21 protein-coding genes are annotated in these 24,916 nt (G+C 44.4%); 10 read left to right on the top strand and 11 right to left on the bottom strand.

Annotated elements, in window-relative coordinates; translation table 11 throughout:
• Positions 1-74 precede the first annotated feature (74 nt).
• The 5 genes from DLE54_RS05660 to DLE54_RS05640 all read right to left on the bottom strand — a co-directional run bounded on the left by DLE54_RS05660 (position 75) and on the right by DLE54_RS05640 (position 4,248).
• Positions 75-743, bottom strand: coding sequence for a hypothetical protein (locus DLE54_RS05660; RefSeq protein ID WP_110816546.1), 669 nt, complete (start codon positions 741-743; stop codon positions 75-77).
• On the bottom strand, positions 744-1,181 hold the full coding sequence (locus tag DLE54_RS05655) for an MgtC/SapB family protein (protein WP_110816545.1): 438 nt from the start codon (positions 1,179-1,181) through the stop codon (positions 744-746).
• Positions 1,182-1,232: 51 nt separating this feature from the next.
• The gene (arsH, locus tag DLE54_RS05650; protein WP_110816544.1) at positions 1,233-1,982 is read right to left on the bottom strand and encodes an arsenical resistance protein ArsH; all 750 of its coding nucleotides are present in this window, start codon (positions 1,980-1,982) and stop codon (positions 1,233-1,235) included.
• A gap of 165 nt (positions 1,983-2,147) precedes the next feature.
• Positions 2,148-2,678, bottom strand: coding sequence for an arsenate reductase ArsC (locus DLE54_RS05645; protein ID WP_110816543.1), 531 nt, complete (start codon positions 2,676-2,678; stop codon positions 2,148-2,150).
• Between the two features lie 265 nt (positions 2,679-2,943).
• Positions 2,944-4,248 carry an arsenic transporter gene (locus tag DLE54_RS05640; protein ID WP_110816542.1) on the bottom strand — a complete coding sequence of 435 codons (1,305 nt, stop codon included), beginning with the start codon at positions 4,246-4,248 and terminating at the stop codon, positions 2,944-2,946.
• Positions 4,249-4,573: 325 nt separating this feature from the next.
• Here DLE54_RS05640 and DLE54_RS05635 point away from each other — a divergent pair, with 325 nt between their 5' ends.
• Complete coding sequence (locus DLE54_RS05635) at positions 4,574-4,843, top strand: ArsR/SmtB family transcription factor (RefSeq protein WP_110816541.1); 270 nt, start codon at positions 4,574-4,576, stop codon at positions 4,841-4,843.
• A gap of 125 nt (positions 4,844-4,968) precedes the next feature.
• A complete protein-coding gene (locus DLE54_RS05630) occupies positions 4,969-5,931 on the top strand; it encodes a universal stress protein (protein ID WP_227535609.1) in 963 nt (320 codons plus the stop codon).
• A gap of 192 nt (positions 5,932-6,123) precedes the next feature.
• On the opposite strand, the gene DLE54_RS05625 is transcribed toward DLE54_RS05630, so the two are convergent.
• The 5 genes from DLE54_RS05625 to DLE54_RS05605 all read right to left on the bottom strand — a co-directional run bounded on the left by DLE54_RS05625 (position 6,124) and on the right by DLE54_RS05605 (position 11,642).
• Positions 6,124-6,846 carry a sulfate/molybdate ABC transporter ATP-binding protein gene (locus DLE54_RS05625; RefSeq protein ID WP_011960392.1) on the bottom strand — a complete coding sequence of 241 codons (723 nt, stop codon included), beginning with the start codon at positions 6,844-6,846 and terminating at the stop codon, positions 6,124-6,126.
• A gap of 120 nt (positions 6,847-6,966) precedes the next feature.
• A complete protein-coding gene (gene cysW, locus DLE54_RS05620) occupies positions 6,967-7,905 on the bottom strand; it encodes a sulfate ABC transporter permease subunit CysW (RefSeq protein ID WP_011960391.1) in 939 nt (312 codons plus the stop codon).
• 106 nt (positions 7,906-8,011) lie between these two features.
• Positions 8,012-8,893 (bottom strand): sulfate ABC transporter permease subunit CysT, encoded by an 882-nt coding sequence (gene cysT, locus DLE54_RS05615; protein WP_110816540.1) that lies wholly within the window; start codon positions 8,891-8,893, stop codon positions 8,012-8,014.
• A gap of 238 nt (positions 8,894-9,131) precedes the next feature.
• Entirely contained in the window at positions 9,132-10,166 is a 1,035-nt protein-coding gene (locus DLE54_RS05610) for a sulfate ABC transporter substrate-binding protein (protein ID WP_197708936.1), read from the bottom strand.
• 357 nt (positions 10,167-10,523) lie between these two features.
• Entirely contained in the window at positions 10,524-11,642 is a 1,119-nt protein-coding gene (locus tag DLE54_RS05605; protein ID WP_110816538.1) for a sulfate ABC transporter substrate-binding protein, read from the bottom strand.
• Positions 11,643-12,131: 489 nt separating this feature from the next.
• Here DLE54_RS05605 and DLE54_RS05600 point away from each other — a divergent pair, with 489 nt between their 5' ends.
• Positions 12,132-12,716 carry a hypothetical protein gene (locus tag DLE54_RS05600; RefSeq protein ID WP_227535595.1) on the top strand — a complete coding sequence of 195 codons (585 nt, stop codon included), beginning with the start codon at positions 12,132-12,134 and terminating at the stop codon, positions 12,714-12,716.
• An 85-nt stretch (positions 12,717-12,801) separates the two neighbouring features.
• Positions 12,802-13,359, top strand: a complete 558-nt coding sequence (locus DLE54_RS12245) for a DUF4236 domain-containing protein (RefSeq protein ID WP_413775368.1) — start codon at positions 12,802-12,804, stop codon at positions 13,357-13,359.
• Between the two features lie 155 nt (positions 13,360-13,514).
• Here DLE54_RS12245 and DLE54_RS05590 read toward each other — a convergent pair whose 3' ends face one another.
• Entirely contained in the window at positions 13,515-13,886 is a 372-nt protein-coding gene (locus tag DLE54_RS05590; protein ID WP_011960385.1) for a hypothetical protein, read from the bottom strand.
• Positions 13,887-14,328: 442 nt separating this feature from the next.
• On the opposite strand from DLE54_RS05590, the gene DLE54_RS05585 reads away from it, so the two are divergent.
• From DLE54_RS05585 to DLE54_RS05560, 6 genes are all read left to right on the top strand, one after another.
• Entirely contained in the window at positions 14,329-14,805 is a 477-nt protein-coding gene (locus DLE54_RS05585) for a hypothetical protein (RefSeq protein ID WP_227535593.1), read from the top strand.
• A 70-nt stretch (positions 14,806-14,875) separates the two neighbouring features.
• A complete protein-coding gene (locus tag DLE54_RS05580; protein ID WP_110816536.1) occupies positions 14,876-16,405 on the top strand; it encodes a type I restriction-modification system subunit M in 1,530 nt (509 codons plus the stop codon).
• Positions 16,395-17,609, top strand: coding sequence for a restriction endonuclease subunit S (locus DLE54_RS05575; protein ID WP_110816535.1), 1,215 nt, complete (start codon positions 16,395-16,397; stop codon positions 17,607-17,609). Before DLE54_RS05580 ends, DLE54_RS05575 begins: the two co-directional genes overlap by 11 nt.
• Positions 17,609-20,590 carry an RNA-directed DNA polymerase gene (locus DLE54_RS05570; RefSeq protein WP_110816534.1) on the top strand — a complete coding sequence of 994 codons (2,982 nt, stop codon included), beginning with the start codon at positions 17,609-17,611 and terminating at the stop codon, positions 20,588-20,590. The genes DLE54_RS05575 and DLE54_RS05570 overlap by 1 nt, the downstream gene beginning before the upstream one ends.
• A gap of 208 nt (positions 20,591-20,798) precedes the next feature.
• On the top strand, positions 20,799-24,152 hold the full coding sequence (locus DLE54_RS05565; RefSeq protein WP_227535580.1) for a type I restriction endonuclease subunit R: 3,354 nt from the start codon (positions 20,799-20,801) through the stop codon (positions 24,150-24,152).
• Entirely contained in the window at positions 24,149-24,913 is a 765-nt protein-coding gene (locus DLE54_RS05560; RefSeq protein ID WP_110816533.1) for a M48 family metallopeptidase, read from the top strand. The genes DLE54_RS05565 and DLE54_RS05560 overlap by 4 nt, the downstream gene beginning before the upstream one ends.
• The last annotated feature ends 3 nt before the right edge of the window (positions 24,914-24,916 follow it).

Raw genomic sequence — 24,916 nt, 5'->3', positions numbered from 1 at the left:
TGTTTAATGATGCACTAAAAAAAGGAGAGCCAAGCGGCTCTCCCTTTTTTTATGACGCTATCTTTTTTAAGACCTTATTTAAAAATAGAGATAATCTCCAGCGGCAGCGCTAGAGTCTCTAATAAGACTTTTAGTGGAACCACCCCAAGCTCAGCTTGTGTCTTAAAACGTTTACTACCCGTAGGATGTATCAGCGCTTTTACCCCCTCACCGAGTTTAAACCCCATTGAGCTGTGATTATCTAGTGCTGCATACATACCGCCTTGTAAGGATAAGTTGCAGCTATAGTGTGCCGCATCAGTGAGTTTACAGCTGCTGTTAAGCGGTGCAGGTAGGCTGTTTTTGGTGCTATGGGCGCTCTGGATCTCAAAGGCAAGCTGGATTTGAACGCTGTTATCGGGGTATTTATTGATAATTATCGGCTCATGGATGTCTAATTGCTGTCCATTCAGCCTATTTAACCCGTTCAACCTATTCCCCCCATTCAGTTGAGTCACTTGATCAAGTGCCTGAGTGCCACTGGATATCAGATAGCTGTATTGGCTACCGATGAGCACTATACCAGGCTGGCGTGCCCCGTCATATACTGGATAGGCCATACCTAAAATGGTCTCTTCTTGGTCCAGGGAGGCAGCACTCATAGCGTTTGCAGCTCGGCCTGAGTATTGTTGGCTAAATGGGGCTGAACTACAGCCTGCCATCATAGCGCTGCTCATTATCATCACACTGATCAGTTTTAACATTTAAGGTAGCCTGTTGTCCTTTACTTTAAAGGGTTCGGAGAACTGCAAGATAACGAAGCCCACAACAGATAAAATGATGGCAATTTCGTATCGGCCCGTGGCCACAGAGATGCCAATAGCGGCCGTGTTCCATAAACTTGCCGCGGTTGCCGTGCCCCTCGCCCCATCTTCTGTCTTAAATATTGCACCACCACCGATAAACCCCATGCCCGTGATAATCGCATACATAATACGCGCCTCGGCATCGCCTTTATAAATGTCCATGCCTACTAGCATAAAGGCACATGAGGCAATACTGACTAGCGGAAACGTCCTAAGCCCTGCGCCACTGTCCTTCATCTCGCGATTCAAAGCAATAGGCAATGACAATAAAAAAGCAATAAACAGCTTTAATAAATGGTAGCCCATCAACCCGAAGTTAATATCTAAATCCAGCATAAATTACTTCCTTTGTAAATTATCCTAATTCATATTGTCATCTTTTAATACTCAAAGATTGTTTTGATTGACACGCTGCATCAGCGCTTCTGCACTCTCTACTCGCTCTGAATATCGATCCACCAAATAAGGTGCATGATCGCGTGTCAATAACGTAAATCGTACCAACTCTTCCATCACATCCACAATGCGTAAGTAATATCCAGATGGCTTTATACGCTTGCTAATACTACCATCGGTGTTTTCAACGTCTTCAAATTCCAAAAAGGCTTTGGGCAGCGAAGATTGGTTGGGTATGGTAATCATCCGCATCCAGCGCCCTAAGATACGTAACTGGTTGACCGTATTGAATGATTGAGAGCCACCATTGACCTGCATCACAGCAAGGGTCTTACCCTGTGTTGGCCGAACTGCGCCCAGCGACAACGGAATCCAATCGATTTGCGCTTTCATTATGCCAGTCATCGCACCGTGACGCTCAGGTGAGCACCACACCATCCCCTCACTCCACTGTACCAACTCACGCAGCTCGCTAACTTTCGGATGAGTGACCTCCTCGCTATCAGGCAAAGGCAGGCCAGTTGGGTCAAATATCTTAACCTCTGCCCCCATCGCTTGCAGAATACGAGCACACTCCTCTACCACCAGACGGCTATAAGACACCTCTCGTAATGAGCCATATAACAATACAAACTTTGGCTTATGACTCGACAGCTCTAGCTTGAAGTCATTGGTGTGCGGTATATGAAACTGTTCAGGGTCAATGTTTGGTAAATCGTCAAATTCTCGGATTTTGCTCATAAGTGGTGTCCTGTGTGATGGTTGTTTTGTTAATGGCGCTGGATTGGGGGGGTTTTACTTTTTTTGCTTAGGCTATTTTTTAATATAAAGCCATGTCTGTGGGTCATCCGCTCTAATCCAGAGTGGCTCACATTCTTTCATTCTTTGATCAGTCAGCCGTGGTGATTAAACGTGATGTACCAAATCAAGCAGCGCCTGTTTGCGCGCCTCAGCTGACAGCTCAGCGCTGGCAATCTGATGTAACTTGGCGACTCTTTGCTCAATGATAGCAATGGTCTTAGCGAAGTTTTGAGCAGTTTTTGTTGCATCTTGCGTATCTTTTGAAGGATCAGACAACCCCCAATGTAGCTTGACCAGATTAGGGATATTACCTAGCCACAGCGGACACTGCTCGCCTGCCGCATTGTCACACACAGTGATTAACACATCCGGCTCAAAGCCTTGCATATACTCCTTATCATCCCAACCATTGCTGGTTAGCCCCTCTACGCTATAGCCTGCCTGCGTTAGATACTCTAAAGTTAAAGGATGTACCTGCCCCACCGGCGCACTTCCTGCACTCTTAGCCACTAATAACTTCTGGTCTTTCTTGCTCTGTGCGTCTTGTTGAGGCTGATATTGATTGGTAATGGCCTCTGATAAGGCACTACGGCAGCGGTTGTGGGTGCATATATATAATATTTTTAGGGGCGTCATATCGCTCTCTTAGTCCATTGGTAATGAGTGTTGGTAAAGTAGGGCTTGCGTATTGATTGTGTGTTGTTGAATAGGCAATGGGTGAATGGCTATGAGTAAATAGTGTTAACAGTGAGTATAAATAGGTGTTTTTTGCTTAGGCTATTTTATTAGGCCGTTTGGCTAAGGCCATATTACAGCGCTTGTTTAGTGCGCTCTATTCTATTATTTACTAGCTGCGCCCTATTCTCTACTTACTTGCTACTAGCCAACTACTAGCCAACTACTAACTGACCATAGGTAGCCAAAGCGCCAGTGCCATTAAAGTTGCCAGCAGTACCGGCACCGTTAGGATAACGCCCACCTTAAAGTAATAACCCCAAGTAATGACCACCTCCTTACTTGCCAGCACATGTAGCCACAACAAGGTTGCCAGTGAGCCGATGGGCGTAATCTTTGGCCCTAAGTCTGAGCCAATCACATTGGCATAGACCATCGCTTGATGTATCTGCTCAGGCTCACTAAAGGTCGATGTATTTACATCAGCAATGGCCAGCGACTGCATCAATACAGTGGGCATGTTATTCATAATCGAGGACAGACCCGCCGACATAAAGCCGGTGCCAATTGTGGCTGCCCACAGCCCCTGCCCGCCCAGAGCATTTAGAGCTTGGGTAAGATAACCGGTTAACCCTTCGTTTTTTAGGCCATAAACCACCAGATACATGCCCAGTGAGAACACCACCACTTGCCAAGGTGCCCCTTTTAATACACTAGATACTGACAGTTTTTTATTGGCCAATGCCGTCAAGATTAACACCAACGCCCCTATGGCTGCGATTAGGCTAATGGGCACGCCTCTAGGCTCTAGTACAAAGAACCCCACCAATAAGGCAGCCAATACCGCCCAGCCAGTAACAAAGGTCGCCTTATCCTTAATGACACTATGCGGACTTGGTAAATTAGCCACCTCATATGTGGCGGGAATGTCTTTTTGATAAAAAAAGTACAGTACCGCAAGTGAGCTTAGTACCGACACCATATTCACCGGCAGCATCACCTGAGCATAACGATCAAAGCTTAAGTTAAAAAAATCTGCCGATACAATATTAACCAGGTTGGATACCACCAGCGGCAAGCTTGCCGTATCCGCAATAAAACCTGCTGCCATGATAAAAGCCAAGGTAGTGGCGGCAGACACCCGCATTTTAAGCAGCATAGCTATCACAATAGGGGTCAAAATTAGCGCTGCGCCATCATTAGCAAACAACGCCGATACCACAGCCCCAAGTAGCACAATAAGCACAAATAACCGCTTGGCATTACCCCCGCCCAGTCGTGCCACATGCAGCGCTATCCATTCAAAAAACCCGGCCTGATCCAGAAGCAGACTGATAATAATAATGGCAATAAACGCAAAGGTAGCATTCCACACGATGTCCCAGACCACAGGGATATCCGCTAAGGAGATTACCCCCATTAATAACGCCGCCAGTGCGCCTAGGCTGGCGCTTACCCCGATACCAAGCCCTTTGGGCTGCCAGATAACCAGCACCAATGTAACCACAAAAATAAGCGCCGCAAGTACCATAACCACTCTCTATTGTGTAGTGAATTAAATAACTATATTTAAACTATATATATTCAAAAATATCGCATAAGCCTGTGCTACTATTTATCAATCAGGGAATCCGTACTAAGAAAGTTCGTACTATTGATAAAGCGATTGATGGCATAACAGCAGGGCATAAAAGCTATAAAATCTAGCGCTAAAATACGCCAACAATGACCACAGATGGCTTGCTTTAATAGATTATCTTTATAGTATAAAACCGAGTATACTATATTCGGTTATGCGGATATAACCCCTGATGTGATAAAACTGCTTAAAGTCTGCATAAAACAGAGGGTCGACTATGGTGTCATCGGTTACATTTTTTAAAGCATTATCAGATCCCACACGCCTAAAGCTCATGTTACAGCTGCGTGAGCAAGACATGCTGTGTGTGTGTCACTTAACTGAACACTTACAGCAGCCGCAGCCGACCATCTCTCGTCATCTAAGTCACCTAAAAAAAGCGGGGCTTGTGACGTGCGAGCGCCGTGGCACTTGGATGTGGTATGCCATTAACCCTGACTTGCCGCAGTGGTGCCAAGACATCATTTATCGCATGCCTCAGATATAAACATCGGTTATAAGCGTCAGATATAAACATCGGTTAATTACGGCTCACAACGGATTAGTCATTGATAATTAAAAAACGTCAAACTATAGTGTTTATAGACCCGTTATAAAAAAAAGGATTTTGCCATGACACGCTTTGCGACAGACTCTGCCTTGGATTTGGCGGTGGATACGGCCATCACACCCGAGCCTGATACAAGCTCTACACCAGCCCCTCATAAGCCTGCCATATTGGCCTGTATCGATGGCTCGAGCGTGACAGAGTCGGTCTGTGACTACGCCGCCTGGTATGCCCAAGAGCTTAAGCTGCCTATTAGCCTGCTGCATGTGATTGATGTTCCCAAAAGCTATCGTCATGATTTAAGCGGCTCTATTGGCATGGATAGCCGCAATACCTTGCTACAACAGCTTACCCTCCTTGATGAACAAAGCGCGCGCGTGGCCAACCAGCACGGTGAGGCGCTACTACAAGATGCCAAAGCCCATATCTTAATCAATCTCCCCCAAGCCAATGTCTACCGCTATCTGCGCCGTAGTAAGCTGCTTGCCGCCATTCAACACTTCATTGATGACAGCAAAATGATCATCTTAGGACGCCGTGGGCGCGATCATCAAGGCGATCACATGACCATAGGCAGCCAGATTGAGAGTGTGGTACGCGCCGTGGACTGCCCGATATTGATCTGCTCAGATGGCTTTATTACCCCCGACTCTTATATGATAGCTTTCGATGGCAGCGAAACGGCAAAAAAAGCCGTACAAAAAGTATGCGACAATAAAATTGCCAAAAATCTTACCGGCCACATTGTCATGGTCGATAATAAGAACAGCGTGCACGAAAGCGCGTTGTATAAAGCACAAAAACAGCTTAGCGATGCCGGCTTCGAGGTCACAGCCCATTTAATCAGCAGTGAAAAATATGGTGAGGGTAATGTGGTCTCAGCCCTCACAGCCTTTCGTAACCAGCACAACATCAGCATGTTCGTTATCGGTGCCTATGGCCATGCCAAATGGCGGCGCTTCTTCGTCGGTAGCACCACCACCAAGCTTTTGACGAAGACCACAGCGCCTGTGATGTTGCTGCGTTAATATAGCGATGCGGTAACCTCATAAGCGGCGGCGCTACGCTGCTACACATACCCCATAAAAAAGACCCAGCAATAGCGCTGGGTCTTTTTTTATTGTCATGGGACAGAATCATGGTACAAAGTCATGCTATAGATTCACCGATACCGGATACCAGTACTCGCTCTATTCACGCTATTCGCTCTCATAAGCCGTTTAGACCAAATCTAGAAAGTCAGCCACAAACGCGTTGGCAGGCTTGGCGATAAGTGCCTCTGGGGTGCCAATCTGCTCTACCGAGCCATGATTCATTACCACAATCTCATCCGACACATCACGCGCCTCTTCTTGATCGTGGGTCACCATGATACTGGTCACGCCCAGCTCATGATGAATGGTCTTAAGCCAAGTGCGCAGCTCCTTACGCACTTTGGCATCTAACGCCCCAAATGGCTCATCTAACAATAACAGCTTAGGCTCAACGGCTAAGGCACGTGCCAAGGCAATACGCTGACGCTGACCGCCGGATAACTGGTGCGGATACGCATTGGCCAAAGTCGGCAACTGTACCAGCTCAAGCAAGTGCTCTACCCGCTTTTTAATATCGCTGCTGCTTGGGCGCTGATCTTTGGGTAATAGCTTGAGGCCAAAGGCAATATTCTCCGCAATGGTCTTATGACGAAACAGCGCATAGTGCTGAAACATAAAGCCAATATGACGCTTTTGTACTGGCGTATCCGTCACATCCACCCCGTCAAATAAGATACGGCCACTGTCTGAGTATTCAAGACCGGCAATAATACGTAATAAGGTGGTCTTACCGCAGCCTGAGGGGCCCAATAATGTGGTCAGCTTACCGGTTGGTACGCTTAGCGAGATGTTTTCTAGGGCAACAAAATTGCCAAAGCTTTTATGGACGTTTTGAATATCAATGCTCATCTTTACCCTCATTTTTTTAATGTGTATATAGCGGTGCGGCAAGCCTTAGCGTAATAGTGAACGGTCTATTATGGCTTGGCTTATGACTTAACTTGTGGCCTAAATGATAACTACGCTGGCTTAGTTTTTGGCATCAGTCGCTTTGGCCGGTTCAGTGGCCGGAATCACCAAAGCGGGCGCGGTAATCGCTTCTCGGTCATTGCCTTTGGCGTATTTGCGTGTCTGCAATTTTGACATAATCTGCTGCACAATAAGCGTCAGCAGTGCCAAGGCTGCAAGTAGGCTCGATAAGGCAAACGCTGCCGTAAAGTTATATTCGTTATAAGCAATCTCAACCAACAACGGCATGGTATTGGTCTCACCGCGGATGTGGCCTGATACTACGCTCACCGCACCAAACTCACCCATCGCGCGAGCATTGGTTAAGATAATGCCGTACAGCAGCGCCCATTTAATATTGGGTAAGGTAATGTGCCAGAACACCTGCCAGCCTGACGCACCTAAGGTTAATGCCGCCTGCTCTTCACTGTCGCCCTGTGACTGCATCAAAGGAATCAGCTCACGGGCAATAAAGGGAAAGGTCACAAACAAGGTCGCCAACACAATGCCAGGTACCGCAAAGATCACCTGAATGCCCATCGACTCAAGCCAGCCGCCCATGGTCGAGTTCAGACCAAACAGCATCACGAACATCAGACCCGCCACAACCGGCGATACCGAAAACGGTAAGTCTAATAAAGTGGTGACCAGCTGCTTACCCTTAAACTTATAACGGGTCACCAGCCAAGCAATGGCCACACCCATCACGATATTCACCGGCAGCACGATGGCCGCAGTCAGTAAGGTCAGCTTAATGGCAGAGACCGCTTCAGGCTCTACAAGCGCAGCCACATACAAGTCCCAGCCGCCTTTAAACGCCTCATAAAACACGGCCAACAACGGGATAACCAGCATCACAATCATAAATATCGAGGCGATACCGATAAATAGCGCCCGCACCCAAGGGGCATCGCGGGTGGCGGCATTGTCTTGATAGTTATACCCATTTGAGATTTGCATATGCTGTCCTAATTATCCGAATGTACTGTATAAAGCAGGCTGAACTTGACTCACAACGTAACCCATAACTTGGCCTAACCTGGCCTATAAATTGGCCTAGAGTGGCTTATTTAGCCCCGACACGGCGAGACAAACGCCACTGTAGTAGGTTGATGGCCAATAAGATGACAAAGGAGATCATGAGCATAAATAACGCCACCGCGGATGCCCCTTGGATATCGAATTGCTCAAGCTTACTGATAATAATCAGCGGTAAAATCTCAGACTGCATCGGGATATTACCAGCAATAAAGATAACCGAGCCATACTCTCCGGTGGCGCGTGCAAACATCATGCCTGCACCCATCAATAAGGCAGGAAACAGCTCTGGCAGTATCACCGTACGAAAGGTGGTCAAGCGATTGGCCCCAAGTACCGCAGCCGCTTCCTCATACTCAACTGACAGCTCCTCTAATACCGGCTGTACAGCACGTACGATAAATGGAAAGCTTACCACCACCAAGGCCAGCCAAATACCAATGGGAGTAAAGGCAACTTGAATACCCACCTTGTCAAAGAACTGACCGATTAAGCCATTGGGCGCATACAAGGTGGCCAGTGAAATACCAGTCACTGCCGTGGGCAAAGCAAAAGGCAGATCCACCAAGGCATTAATCAGCGACTTACCTATGAAGTCATAACGCACCAATACCCACGCCACCAAGGTACCGAACACCATATTGGTCAACATGGCATAAAACGACATCTTCAGTGACAAAATAATCGCAGCCTTCACCTGAGGCTGACTGATGGCCTCAATAAAACCACTTAGCCCCATTTGGGTGGTGGTATAAGCCATCATCGCAAAGGGTAGAATAACCAATAACGATAAGCTCAATACGGTGATACCCATAGACAAGCCAAAACCGGGTAACACGTTGCGCTGACGCAATCGGGTAAGCCAAGAGCGCTTGCGGATAGGAGCTGTCGATGGGGCTGACTGGTTCATGAAGGTCTCACTGCATTGATGAAAATGGGTCATGCTTTTATATGGTGCTGCTCATGCTAACAGGGCAAAGTTATTAAGTTTAATGATGAATAAGGCTATCGTAGTGAATAAAAGGAATATACTGGGCGGCTACGCTCACCTTAACTGCCGCCCTGAGCTGACTGTTATTAGCACGATAGGCGCCGTTGTTTTGCGGCCGCTAAGTCGGTGCTACAGGTGAGGCAGATGGTGCAGTCGCTTATTGCGGCTTATTTTGGCTACTGGCCAACTGATCAAACACCCCGCCCTCAGCGAAGAACTTACTCATAATCTCATCCCAGCTGCCAAATACGTCATTGGCGCGGAAGGTATCCATGGCAGGTAGCTTATCGCTATTGGCTTCAAGAACAGATGCTACGCTTGGGCGTAGATACAGATCGGCGGCCAACTGCTGCGCAGGCGTGCTCCACAGATACTCAAGGTACTCGGCAGCCGGCGCTGTGGTGCCTTTTTTATCAGTGACTGAGGTGACAACGGCCACAGGGTTTTCGGACTGTACTGAGTAGCTTGGATAGACAATCTCCACCTGACCTTTGCCAAACTTATTGGCGGCCAAATTGGCTTCGTTTTCGAAGGTGATAAGCACATCACCGATGTTGCGCTGCACAAAGGTGGTGGTGGCCGCACGCCCGCCATTTTCATAGACTTTGACATTACCCAAAAGCGATTTAACAAATGCCTTGGTCTTGTCCTCATCGTTATTAAAGGCATGTAAGCCGTAGCCATAAGCGCCCAAGAAGCTATAACGGCCACTGCCTGACGCCTTGGGATTGGCGATAATCAGCTCAAGACCAGGCTGGGTTAAGTCATTCCAATCCTTAATCTGCTTTGGGTTGCCCTTACGTACCAAAAACACCGTGGTACTGGTAAAGGGCACCGAATGATTGTCAAAGGCTTCTGCCCAGTTATTGGCCACTAAGCCTTTTTTCTCAAGCAGCGCCACATCTGAGCCTTGGTTCATGGTGACCACATCGGCTTGTAGGCCATTGGCCACTGATAAAGCCTGCTTACTTGAGCCGCCATGCGACTGGCTAATACTGATGTTGCTATCAGGATGCGCCGCCTTATACTGCGCCACAAATAGCGGGTTGTACGCTTTATAAAAGTCACGTGAGATGTCATAAGAGACGTTTAATAACTGCACATTGTGACTGTCCACTGTGCTGACGCTGCCATCGGCATTGGTCTGTTTTTGGCTGCCACAGGCAATGAGTCCAAAGGCAAGCGTCGTCATTAGCGCAGCGCTGGCCCATTTTTTTGTGGCAGAAGGTGTAATCTGGGCGCTTAATGCAGCTGTCGTCACAGCAGCAGATCGGCGATAAATATTAAAAGTTGCCATGAAGCGTGTGTCCTTAAAAAAGTGAGTCTGCTTTATAATTAAATAGTGTATTTACAGACAGTTATAAAACCATAAGGTTATGCTATCAGGGCTTCGTTATTATATTTAGTGATAAATATATCTATCTTAATGAATAATAGGAATATAAAACGAGTGATTTTTGGGCACAAAAAAGCCCTTTCAAGTTAGGCAATCTTAGATAGATGGCTGGCTTGAAAGGGCTTATAAATAGCGGCTTTTAGAGCGATGTGCTTATTTTGGGGCGTTCACTGCCAATTGATCAAACACACCACCATCACTGAAATAGGTGTCCATAATCTCATCCCAAGTACCGAATACATCGTTTGGACGGAAGGTTTCGATCGGAGGTAGCTTATCGCTGTTGGCATCAAGAACAGACTGTACGCTAGGACGTAGGTATAAGTCTGCGGCTAACTGCTGCGCCGGCTCGCTCCATAGATAGTTTAGGTATTCAGTGGCCGCTTCAGTCGTGCCTTTTTTGTCAGTCACTGTGTTGACTACAGCCACAGGGCTTTCTGACTTAATAGAGTATTTAGGATACACGATCTGTACTTGGCCTTTACCAAACTTAGTCGCGGCTAGGTTTGACTCGTTTTCAAAAGTGATAAGCACATCACCGATGTTGCGCTGCATAAAGGTGGTGGTTGCCGCACGGCCGCCATTTTCATAAACTTTGACGTTTTTTAGCACATCTTTAACAAAAGATTTGGTTTTGTCCTCATCTTTATTAAAGGCATGTAGACCATAGCCATAGGCACCTAAGAATGCATAACGGCCGTTACCCGTCACTTTTGGGTTGGCCATAACAATCTCAACACCCGGCTTGGTTAAGTCCTCCCAAGTGGTGATGTTTTTTGGATTGTCTTTACGTACCAAAAATACAATGGTACTGGTAAAAGGTACGGCGTGATCTGGGAAAGCGTCTTCCCAAGTGTCTGCCACAAGGCCTTTTTTCTGTAGTAGCTCAATGTCTGAGCCTTGGTTCATGGTTGCCACATCGGCTTGTAGACCATTGGCCACAGATAAGGCCTGCTTGCTTGAGCCGCCATGCGACTGCTTGATATTGATATTCACCCCAGGATGCTCAGACTTGTAGTGCTCAATGAACATGGGGTTGTAGTCTTTATAGAAGTCGCGCGCCACGTCATAAGAGACGTTTAGCAGCTCGATGTCTTGAGCATCTGTGCTGGCAGCGGCGGTATCACCTGCTTTATCAGTGCCTTCAGTCTCGGTGTTTTTTTGATTGCCACAGGCAGCCAGACCTAAAGCTAGGGTCGCCACTGTGGTAATAGAGGCAAGCTTGGCAGCTTGGGTAAGAGGGGCTTGGCTAAGCTTAAAACTGATCGCCATGGTCTGTGTCCTTTATTAGCAAACTTATAGGATAAAACTTAAGAGCTATCTATTTAGTAATGAGTAACCATAGTAGTCATGAGTAGTAGTCATGAGTCACCATACTTTTAGATACAAAAGTAATTTTAGGGTGCCATGGTAACAAGACGCTGTGATCATGTTTAATGATGATTTTGGCTATCTTAGTGAACAAATAGAATATACATACAAAAAATGACTCACCATATCGTAATTAGCCACAATAAATGGGAATAATTTTTGATTCTATGGCATAATCTAATTTATTTATATTGTTAATTATTGTAGTTTTTTGTCACGCTAATTGTTGAGTGAATATCTTGCTTAATTCATCATGTCGATGGCTAGGAGCAATCATATAGCGATCACGTTATATAGCAGCCAAGCTTCTGTGCCATGCGGCGTCATTCTTTAGTAGCAAGGATGCTGCTTGTCGCAATTAAGCGCTATATCAGGTAAGGCGGTATGTCTATGAGTTCGATTGTGACCCGTATCAACGGTTTAAAATTCTTGTTATTAGCCACTGTCTGCGCCACATCCTTATCGGGCTGTTATGTGCAGCCTCACTCTCAGTCTGGTCTGGCTGGGCAGACGCACGCCACCCAAATGCAACATAGCGACGAACACCCGCAGATCTCAGGCCGCTACCGCCTACTGCACTCTGGGGCGCATCCTGCCAATCTAACCGTAACTGTCAAAAAAGTCGGGCTATTTACCCCAGCCAAAGACATCAAAATCGACATAACCACTGACTCTGCTACCCCACCAGCACTCAGCGCCAGCACTACTGACGCGGCCTCAAGCTGTACTTACCACGGCTCAGCCAAGCTGATGGGCCAAGACGCCCTGCATGGTGTTATCTATACCGCCCCAGTGAGCAGCTTAATCCATAGCGGCACCAGCTCTGCCTTATTAGATGCCGATCACAGCAATGGGCTGCTGTTTTTCCGCTTTAAAGACAATGTGCTAAGCATTGATAGCAACAATCCGCAAGCGTTGGGGCTGTTATGTCAGGGCAATATGGTATTAAAAGGGGACTATGTCCAAATAGACTAAGATGGCAGCGCTCAACGGTGGCCGTCGCCTCAAGCCGTCTTTTTAAATTAACACATTAAGGTCTAAATACAGCTGGGAGTGTGGCATGGGATTTAGATTTAGAAAAAGCATTAAGATTGCACCTGGTGTGCGCCTAAATATCGGCAAAAAAGGCATCTCCAGTGTCTCTGTCGGTGGCCGAGGTGCCCGTATCAATATCGGTAAGCGTGGCACCACTGCCAGCACTGGGCTGCCCGGCACCGGCTTATCTTATACTCAAAAGTTAAGCGGCCCGGCCAAGTCTCGCAGCGCCAAATCTCGCAGCGTCAAATCTCGCAGCGCCAAGTCTCGCAGTGCCAAAGCTGACACTGCGCATCCTGCACCGCCGCCTGTACCGCCCTCTTCTCTATATTCGCCCGATCTACATTCGCCCGATGCGCTGTCATCGACAGCCACCTCTCGCCCGCCTGCTCCTCGTGCAACTGATACGCAGGGTACTTACCCTGATCACGAGTACCGCAAAGTCTCCTTTGGCCTGCTACTGGGTATCTTATTTATTCCCTATATCTTTAGCTGGCTAGTACTGCGTGAGGGCTATAGCACCACAGCTCGGGTACTGAGCATGGGCTGGCTTATGATAGTCGTCATCTCTTGGCTGCGTTAGGCTTTGGCTTAACATCTCACATTATTTGAGCACAAAAAAAGCCTAAATCCCAGAGAGCTTATGGATTTAGGCAAAATCAAAATAGCGCTTTATGGTGGCTATTTTTAGACAGCTTATGTGCGTTAGACGACTTGTATCTTGGTGTGCTTGGGCGCTTAGCCTTTATTTAGTGCGTTAAAGCAGGTGTTGTAGTACTGCGAGATAAATTTATCAATTTGGGCTTCTTGATCGGCTTTGTTCTCATAGCGCTTAACGGTGAATGCCTTATCGATGATACCGGCTGCCAAGGCTTGTGAGGTTTCATCGGCCTTTTGCGCAACTTTATTTAATTGTGCTTTGGTAGCGCCCTCTTGGCGGGCCTGCATTACCTTGCCCGCCATAGCAGCGATATCGACACACAGCTCATCGGGCGCATCGTCTTGGGTATCGGCTGCATACGCGCCTAGGCTACCGAACATTACGGCAGCGGCCATAAAGCTGGCTTTGAGAGTCGGTGTGATTGTCTTTGATGAAATAGATTTGATCATAATAATTACTCCTAGTTGCCCTCAGTATATAAATATTTGGCCAAAACAACCATGGCTGTTATCAATAACTCTGCCTAGCAGTAGGACTTTAGCAAGGTTATTGATTTTGTGTGTGAAAAATTGGGTTATTTGCTATGATTATAAGTATGTTAACTGCTTGTAAATGATAAGCAAAGCCGGTGTGTACTGTCGTTCTGGCAAATGGATGGTGCGGCGTGATTGGCAGGTTGGCTTTGTTACTGAGTTTTTATTGAAAACTCAGGTCGTCCTGTATTATGGCGATTGTCCAAAGCCGCGCATGATGCATTGCCTTTAATGTAGATGGCTCTTTGACGACATATATTGTCGTATAACGTGCTATTGCGATAGACTAATTTTGGATGCTCACCTATTATATTCATATCGTCCAAAACCTAACAACCATGCGCATAGAGTGAGTATAATGATGAAAAAAGGCTTTCTATTTTTACTTAGCTTAGTTCTTTCTCATTCTGCTTTGGCAGAGTCTGACGTGGATTTGGCGTTAAAAGCTATCGGCGTAATCGATGAAGATTACAAATATACAGATGATGATCTGGCTGCGGCATTTTTTCGATTAACGACTACTCAATATGCTCAATCCTTACCTAGTGATATCAATAGCTTCACTCGCATTCAAAGCGCCATGTTTACCCCCTACTTTGCCGATGTGCAAGCAATGTACACCATACATTTCACGGAGGATGAGAGACGCGAAGTGATTAATAACTTCTCTTCTAAACAATTACTGCAAGAGCTCTGCATAGACTATTTTATACCTAATGATTTCATGCTGGCGAATAATTACACGTTGATATATTCATTCCATGATCAAGATTACCGAAGGCTTGCAGATGTACAAATAAACAGCCGCACATGCCTTGATGCACTCACCAATTAACCGTACCGATAATAATTAAAAATCATTTTATTTAAGGAAAGACCCTTATATGACTTCCGCCACCTCATCCATGAGCACCCCCATCAGTCAATCTGAGATTAACAAAGCCGTCTGGAATGCGTGTGACACCTTCCGCGGTGTGATTAGCGCCGATACTTACAAAGACTTTATCTTAACCATGCTGTTTTTGAAGTATTTGTCCGATGTGTATAAAGATGAGCACGACACGCTTATGGCTGAGTATGGCGATGCAGAGCTGGTAAAAGAGCTGATGAGCAATCAGCGCTTTGTGCTACCCGATGGTGCCAGCTTCTGGGACTTATACGAGCAGCGTCATCAGCCAGGCAATGGTCAGCGTATCGATGAAGCATTACACGCGATAGAGGAAGCCAATGGCAATAAGCTAAAAAACGTATTCCAAGACATCAGCTTTAACACCGACCGCTTGGGCAATGAGAAGAAGAAAAACGAGCTATTACGTCACCTGCTAGAGGACTTCGGTAAGCCAATGCTCAACCTAAGCCCGTCACGTGTGGGTAGCCTTGATGTGATTGGTAATGCGTATGAGTTCTTGATTAAGCACTTCGCTGCTGACTCTGGCGCCAGTGCTGGCGAGTTCTATACGCCGCCTGAGGTATCAAGCTTGCTGGCGACTATTCTAAATCCTGTCGCTGGTGATGCGATATGCGACCCAGCATGCGGTTCTGGCTCTTTGCTGATCAAATGCGGCGCCATGGCGCGCCAAAACTCAGGCAGCAAGAACTATGAGCTGTTTGGGCAAGAGGCGATTGGCTCGACGTGGGCATTGGCAAAAATGAATATGTTTTTGCATGGTGAGGACAACCACCGTATCGAATGGGGCGACACCTTGCGTCATCCGCTACTGCTTGATGATAAAGGCAGCTTATTACAATTCGATGTCGTAACTGCCAACCCACCGTTTTCATTGACTAAATGGGGTTATGATGATGCCGCCGATGATGAGTATGGCCGCTTCCATCGTGGTCTGCCGCCTAAGACCAAGGGCGATTATGCGTTTATCACTCATATGATTGAAACGCTGAAAAACGATACCGGTCGTATGGGCGTGGTTGTGCCGCATGGGGTGTTGTTCCGTGGCTCAAGTGAGGGCAAAATCCGTCAGCAACTGATTGAAGAAAACCTGCTTGATACGGTGATTGGCTTACCGGAAAAGCTGTTCTTTGGTACGGGGATTCCTGCGGCGATATTGGTGTTTAAGAAGAACAAAACGGATCCTGTTAGCGGTAAAGTTGATGACTCTGTACTGTTTATTGATGCCAGTCGTGAATTTGAATCTGGCTCAAATCAAAACAAGCTGACTGAGGACAATTTAGCAAAAATCATTGAGACTTATAACAACCGCGCCTTTGTCGATAAATATGCGTATGTTGCCAGCTTTGATGAGATTAAAGAGAACGACTTTAACTTAAATATTCCGCGTTATGTCGATACCTTTGAGCCTGAGGCAGAGGTTGATCTGGAAGCCGTTCGCAAAGAGCGTTTGGCACTCAAAGCTGAGCTTGCCAGCTTAGAGACTGAGATGGAACACTATCTTAAGGAGCTTGGTTATGATGCCTAATGGATGGAAGATCAAAACATTAACTGAACTTACTAATGAGAAACTATCATATGGAGCTAATGCACCTTCATGTAAATATAGAGAAAACGCTTTAAGGTATATAAGAATTACTGACATCAATGACTTTGGAAATCTAAACGAAGACTGTGTTGGTATCGAAGAGAGTGTAGGTATAAATTATAGCCTCAAGCACCATGACTTTTTATTTGCAAGAAGTGGAAATACTGTTGGTAAAACTTTTTTATTTGATGAAAATATTCACCCAAAATCTGCTTACGCAGGATATTTAATTCGATATAGACCGAATCAAAAGCTTCTCTTAGCTGAATACTTAAAGCAATATTGCTTTAGTGAGTATTATCATAAATGGGTTCAGTCCCAGCTAAGAGCAGGAGCTCAACCTAATATTAATGCTAAAGAGTACGGAAGCATGGAGATTCCTCTTCCGCCCCTACCCGAACAACAAAAAATCGCCACAATCCTAACCACTTGGGATAAAGCGATTGATACTACTGAGCGTTTGATTGATAACAGCAAACAGCAGAAAAAAGCATTAATGCAGCAGCTATTGACTGGTAAAAAGCGTTTGCTTGATGAGGACGGTAAGCGGTTTGAGGGTGAATGGGAGGAAGTTAAGTTAGGAGATTTATTTGAATTTTCTACCTCATCCTCCAAATCAAAGTTTATCGATCAAACTGGAACAAACTACATACTTGATATGGGTTCTGTAACAAGAGATGGTAAACTCAAGCCCACTAAGAAAACATTAATTAATAAAGACTTCTTATCGAAGGGTCAGTTAATAATGCCAAAAGATGATATCGGTGGTGGTCAAATCATTGGTAGAGTTGGGTATGTCGACAAAGACTTTAAGTATATTCTATCTGACCACGTATATTGTCTAACATCAAGAAGTGGATGTTCATTATTTCTAAGTTATTTAATAAACTCGTTCCCAGTTAATAAACAACTTAGAAGACATGCTAATGGTACAGCTCAATTAGGCTTAGGTAAGAAAGATGTTGAAAGACAACTTATCAAAATCCCTTCAACCCTCAAAGAACAACAAAAAATCGCTGCGGTATTAACTAATGCCGATAAAGAAATCGACTTGCTGGAACAACAGCTTGCCGATTTACAGCAAGAGAAAAAGGCGTTGATGCAGGTGTTGTTGACAGGGAAGGTTCGGGTTGGGGTGGCGTGATGAAAATTAGCATTCAGCATGTTGAAAAAGCATACTTGTATTTAAAAAGTCTAGCTTATCATGAAAACTTAAATTTATTTCTGAAACAAAGAATTGCTAAATTCGAAGAAGATAATATAAAGCTAAGCCAGCTAATGGAGTGTGAAGAAGAAAGTAAAAATGGACTTGACGATGTATTTGAAAAAATAGCTTTAATTATTAATAGCGATGTATACAGTGATAGCAAACAATTCAGCAGATGGTTAGATAGAATAAGCTATCACCTATTACCTAAAGCCGTTGAACGAGAAGAAGACTCTAGACATAGAGAACATAAAGAGAACCAAGGCCTATTCATCAGTAATGTAAGAGAATCAGATAAGTATTTTGTTTCAAAGCTAAATTATTTTATAAGTGCTCCTGTAGAACTCCATATTATTGAAACTATATGGTGTCTGTTTGTTGGTTCAGTTTTAGAAACTAAAATGAACAAGTGTAGCTACGGAAACCGCATGCATCCATTCGTACTAAAAAATGCTATGAATAAGAACAGCTCCAACGGCACTGAACTTTTTAAACGTTACATCAACCAATACAACAAATGGAGAGATCAAGCAATTGATGTTGCAAACAATATCTCTAAAAATGGGGAAGACGTCGCTGTATTATCTCTAGATATAAAATCGTTTTACTATAATGTGGATGTAGACTTTAAAGAAATAAAACAAATTATTGAGGATCATTATAAAGAAGATACTGATAAATGTCAGTTAGCGCTAAGGCTCAATTATTTGCTTGAACAAATTTTTGTTAAATACCAAAAATCTATAAGTAGTAGCTTCAAACAAACTCATACTGACTGTGAAGATAACCTATTGTTGCCAATTGGTCTATCTTCATCCTCTATTATTGCAAACTGGTATTTGTCTGAATTTGATGATTTGATAGAGAGTGATATTAGACCAGATTATTATGGTAGATATGTAGACGATATAATCATGGTTTTCAAACAACCAGAAAACGTTGATTTTAGAAGTAATGGTTCACCGATTGAATCATTCATAGAGCATTATCTTGGTATTACATTGACTATCAATGAAAATAAAAAATCAAATTATACAATCAACGTACACAACCAATCATTTGAAATTCAAAAAGATAAGCTTATTTTACATTTCCTTGATAAAAACCATAGTCGAGCAAGTCTCGAAGTCTTTAAAAAAAAGCTGGATGAACAAAGCAGTGCTTTTAAGTTCTTACCAAGCGACCATATAAATAAAGAGTTAGAAGAATTTGCGTACGATATTATTTATAATGGTTCAACTAATAAATTACGTAATATGGTAGGGCTTGTAGAAAATGAAACAGAATTAGCAAAGTATCTTTCAAGTCACATAATTGCCCATAGACTTTGTAGAACAAATGAAAGCGATACTGTTTTATCACAAGTTAAACACTTCTTTAAAGGACAGAATGCTCTCCAATACTTTCGCTTATGGGAAAAAATATACCAGTATGCAGTGATTACTAGAAGTAATAAGTTCGTAATATTCTTCTATAATTATATTAATAGTGAAATCAATAAGATTACGTATTTAAAATCTAAAAGAAAATATAAACTCAAAGGTGTTACTGAATATTTGCAAGAAGACTTAAAATTATTTAACAACCTTTCTTTAGCAATGACTATGGGCTTGTTAGATAATACTGCTAATGAAAGGATATTGAGAAAAATAAACTCGTTTGAAGTGCAGATAGAGGAACTAAAGAAACATTCTAGGAGCTTTAGAAGTTCAAACTTAATAAGGCATAACTTAGTCGCTTGGCCACTAGCTAACTATTCAAAAAGCGGCAATGAGAGTAACCATGACCTAACTATAGAAACCTCTTTTATAAGTAATAAAGATATTGAACTCGACAATAATAAACTTAGATATTCTCCAAGATTTATTCATCTCGATGAATGGCAATTATTTAATCTAAATAAGCTTCTTAGCGCTGGTAAAAACTTAAATGATTTATTAGAGGATGTATTGATTGAATACAAAGATAAATTCCAACAAAGTATCGAACCTATTGAATTTACTAGTGCTGTTAACGAAGAGTCAAAAATAGTTAAGTCTCATTTAGAGGTTGAAGGCAACGAATCTAAACAAAAATTAATTTTAGCTATAGCAAACATAAAGCTAAATGCAGCTAATATTCAAGATGCAATTCGTAAAGATCGAGGACCCAATATTAGCTTTGAAAGACAGGAAACATTATATAGAGTTTTAAACTCTGCGATAAGTGAGAACGCAGACATGGTCGTACTCCCAGAGGTAGCTATTCCTGTCAGTTGGCTCCCTTTTATGATTACTTTCTCAAGAAGAAATCAAATTGGACTTATTTTTGGTTTAGAGCATTGGATAGTAGATAATACAGCTTTCAACCTTATTATCGAGGTACTACCTTTTCGAACTTCAGATAAATACAAATCGTGTGTGATGACGGCACGAATTAAAAATCATTATGCGCCTGCTGAATTAGAGATGCTGCAGACCTTCCGGCTCCAACCTGCAAACAAGTATTTAAAACCTAAATCTTATTACCATAAGATATCTTGGCGGGGTACCTGTTTTACTACTTATAATTGTTTTGAACTTTCAGACATAACACATCGCTCATTATTCAAATCGGAAATTGACTTATTAGTAGCCTGTGTATGGAATAAAGATACTAACTATTATGGTCATATCTTAGAGTCAGTCGTTAGAGATATTCACTGCTACACTCTTCAGGTTAATACATCACAATACGGTGGGTCTTGCATATTACAACCTACTAAAACAGTTAATTCGAACATTATTTATGTTAAGGGTGGAGAAAACTCATGCATATTAACAACAACATTAAATATAAAAAAACTTAGAGACTTTCAATTCAAGTCAAAGCCAGGTAAATCAGACTACTTCAAACACTTGCCACCAGGCTATAATCATGACTCAGTTTTAGATCGTTAATGGCTTTCGATTTGCGTCTTACGCACCAATTAACACGACAATATTAATAAACTTTGGATTAAAGCTATCCACCTCGCCTTAGGTGCGGTTTAGCCCCGATTGTAGCGAATATACTGGCGTAGCTCATGGCGATGCGCTTTGTTGTGCGTATAAATTAGAATAGAATAAAGCAATACCATGCCAGCGTAGCGCTAAATGCTGGCGGCTTATGATGATTGAATCGGGATTTGATATTACTATGCACACCAGCCCAAGTATAAACTTCAAAGAAGAATTTAGTGCCAAGATACCTGCCCTCACCTTGTTAATGAACTTGGGTTATCACTATCTATCGCCAGCACAGTGCTTCAAGCTGCGCAGCCCCAAGAATAATACCATTAGCCACTCAGCGACCCATAGCAGCAACCAAGTGATGCTATTGCCAGTGCTGCGTGAGTTCTTAGCCAGTCAAACCTTTCCCTTTGAAGGCAAACAGCATCACTTATCTGATGCCAGCATCGATAAGATTGTGCATCAGCTCACCCCAGCCTTAAATCAAGGGCTTAGTAAAGCCAATGAAATCATTTATGACGCCCTACTATATGGCGTTGGGGTTACTGAATTCGTTAATGGTAAAAAAGCATCGCCAACCATTAAGCTTATTGACTGGGATAATATCCATAACAACCGCTACCATATGACAGAGGAGATGGTGGTTCAAAACAGCGATGCCACAGGCAATGTCATCCCTGATATCGTCTGCTTCGTGAACGGTCTGCCACTGGTGGTCATCGAGGCCAAGCGCCCAGACTCTAATAATCCGCACAAATCCACCAATAGCCAGGCCATATCGCAGCATCTGCGTAACCAAGGCCAAAAGTACATTCCGCATCTGTTTGCTTATAGCCAATTGCTACTGGCGATTAATGGCTACGAGGGGCTATATGCGACCTGCAATACCCCAGAGAAATTCTGGGCTAAATGGATTGAAGAAGAGCTTGAAGAGGCAGAATTTAAACAATTAAAAAATCAGCCGGTACACCCAGATCAATTAGCGGCTTTGTTCGCTCATCGCAAACCTAGAGATAAGCAAGAATACCTACCGCTTGTCCAGTCAGGGGAGCTGACAGTGACTGACCAAGACCGCTTGATTATCAGCTTACTGCGCCCCGATAGGCTACTGGATATGACCCGCTTTTATACCTTATTTGACAGTCGTGCCGGCAAGATTGTCGCCCGCTATCAGCAGGTATTCGGTATTAAGGCACTGATTAAGCGGGTCAGTCAGCTTGATGACAAAGGCAGTCGCGCGGGCGGCGTGATTTGGCATACCACAGGCAGTGGTAAGTCATTTACCATGGTGTTTTTGTCCAAAGCCTTGATTTGGCTTGAGGATCTGGCCAAATGCCGGGTGTTTGTAGTCACTGACCGCATTGATTTAGAAAACCAAATTGCGCGCACCTTTATCTCAGCTGGCGCCCTTAGCGATAAAGACAAAGCGATGGCCAAGGCCTTATCGGGTCGAGACTTGGCAAAAAAGGTGGGGCAAGGTAATGAGCGTATTATCTTCTCTATTATTAACAAATTTGGCGCCGCCGCGCAGTACCCCGAATTTTATAACCCCAGCGAAAACATTATCGTCTTGGTCGATGAGGGTCACCGCAGCCAAAATGGTGCCAATAATATCCTTATGCAAAAGGCGCTGCCCAATGCCGCCTTTATTGCCTTTACCGGTACGCCGCTACTCAAAGACGATAAGACCGAAAATAAATTTGGTAAAATCATCCACTCTTATACCATGCAGCAAGCGGTAGCCGATAAGACCGTTACCCCCTTGTTATATGAAGAGCGCATACCTGAGCTCAACACCAATGATGTCGCCATTGATAAATGGTTTGATCGCATCACTCAGAAGCTGACCACTGAACAAAAAGCCGACCTTAAGCGTAAATTTGCCAAAAAAGGACAGGTGTATCAAGTCGAGGGGCGTATTGAGCTTATCGCCCATGACATCTCAGACCATTTTCAAAACTTCAAACAGCAAGGGTTAAAAGGTCAACTGGCCTGCGACTCTAAAGCTTCAGCCATTCGCTATAAGCAGGCACTAGACAATATTGGCAAAGTCACCTCAGTGGTGGCGATGTCACCGCCTGATACCAGAGAGGGCCATACTGAGGTCGATGTAGAGAGTAAAGATATCGTTCAAAACTGGTGGATGCAGCATGTCGCGCCCAACTATGGTATGGATGATGTGCAATATACCAAGGACATTATCGATGCCTTTAGCCAAGACGATGGGCCCGATATTATGATCGTGGTCGATAAGCTATTGACCGGCTTTGATGAGCCCAAAAACACCGTACTGTATATCGACAAGCCGCTTAAAAGCCATAACCTGATTCAGGCCATCGCCCGAGTGAACCGCTTACACAGTCATAAGCAATTTGGGTATCTTATTGATTATCGAGGTATTTTAAAAGAGCTTGATACCACCATCGAAGATTATCAGAATTTGGCTGAGCGGACTCAAGGCGGGTTTGATATTGATGACTTAGCTGGCCTGTATAGCTCGATGCAGAGTGAGTATAAGAAGCTGCCCATGCTGCATAGCAAGGTCTGGGCCATCTTCGCTGATGTGGCTAATAAGCAAGATGGGCACGCACTACGTCAGGCGTTATCGCCCAAGATGCAACAGCGTGATGGCATGGTCGTCGATACCAACCTTAAAAAACGCGATGACTTTTATGCCGCCTTGACTGAATTTGCCAATACCATGAAAGTGGCGCTGCAATCGGCGTCTTACTTCGACGATACTTTTTTTGACAAAAAGCGCAATTTGTATAAAAAAGACTTAAAGGCCTTTATCGAGCTGCGTAAGCAAGTGCGTGAAGATGCCAATGAGACCATCGACTTTGATGAGTATGAAGACGACATTCGAAACCTACTCAATAAGCACATCGCCGGTCTTGAGGTCAAAGAGCCTGAGGGTGCTTATCTGGTGGGTAATATGGGGAAAGAGGTCAAGCCTGAACAGCTGAACGATGATGAGGCACGTAACCAGACCGATAAGATTACTAGCCGAGTGACCAAAATGATTGAAGTAGACTTGGCCGATGACCCTTATGCTCAAGAGCATTTTTCTAAATTATTAAAGCAGGCCATTGAAGATGCCAAGGCCATGTTCGATGCCCCAGTGAAGCAATATATGATGTTTGCCGACTTCGAGCAGGATGTCAAAGCCCGTAACATGCCCGATGTGCCCAATGCCTTTGTTGATCCATCAGGTGTGCATAACAAGCATGCTCAAGCTTACTTTGGTCTGTTTAAGCATTTATTTCCCAAAAGTTTGCTCATCGACAATCAGCTTAGCGAGCAGGACTTGATCAATTATGCATTTGAGATTGATAAACTCGTCAATACTGCGGTTAGCGAGAACTCGTTAAATCCTGCCCAAATGGAGAAGTCAATTAACTTTGAAATGATGCGCTTATTGTACAAGGCAATCGGTATAGACAATACCAAGCGTATGGCTCAAGAAGTGATTAATATCGCACGCTTGGGTCTCTCACGGGGCAAGCGATGACAGACCGCGCTACAGCCAAAAACAGCCACCGCTTATATTATGGCGAAAAACTCATTGATTATGAAGTAGTGCGCAAGGCCAATAGTCGTAAATTACGCATCAAGGTTCACCCCGACCAGCGGGTAGTGGTCACAGCGCCTATGGACACCACACAAGCCTTTATACAAAGCTCAGTAAATAAAAAGGCGGGCTGGATATGGCAGCACGTACAAGATTTTGCCAAGCAAAAAAGCGATGTACTGCCCAAGCGCTATATCAGCGGCGAGACCCAGTTTTATTTGGGGCGAAGATATGTGCTCAAAGTCACAGCTGATGATCAGCGGCCAGAAGCGGTAAAACTGTATCGAGGTAAGCTTAATGTCAACCTAAGCCATGAGCAGCTTGAGACTCAAGAAAGAGCCGCCAAAGTCAAAAGCTTGCTGGATAACTGGTATCAGCAAAAAGCCAAAGCGGTGTTCTATGAGCGCTTATTGGCCATGCTGCCTAAGACCGATTGGGTTAAGGGCATGCCTGCCTTTCGACTACTGTCGATGAAAAAACAATGGGGCAGCTGCTCTACCCAAGGTAATCTGGTGCTCAATCCGCATTTGGTCAAAGCGCCCAAAGAGTGCATTGATTATGTGATACTCCATGAGCTGTGTCATATTGCTGAGTACAACCATAGTGAGCAATTTTGGCGGCTGCTAACCCAAGTCATGCCGCAGTGGAAAGCACTAAAAACTCAGCTTGATAGCATGGCCGAGCTGTATCTAAATGAGTAATGT

The organism is Psychrobacter sp. YP14, from assembly GCF_003209315.1.
GTDB classification, from domain to species: Bacteria; Pseudomonadota; Gammaproteobacteria; order Pseudomonadales; family Moraxellaceae; genus Psychrobacter; species Psychrobacter raelei.
This window is presented reverse-complemented; position numbering and strand designations above follow the sequence as displayed.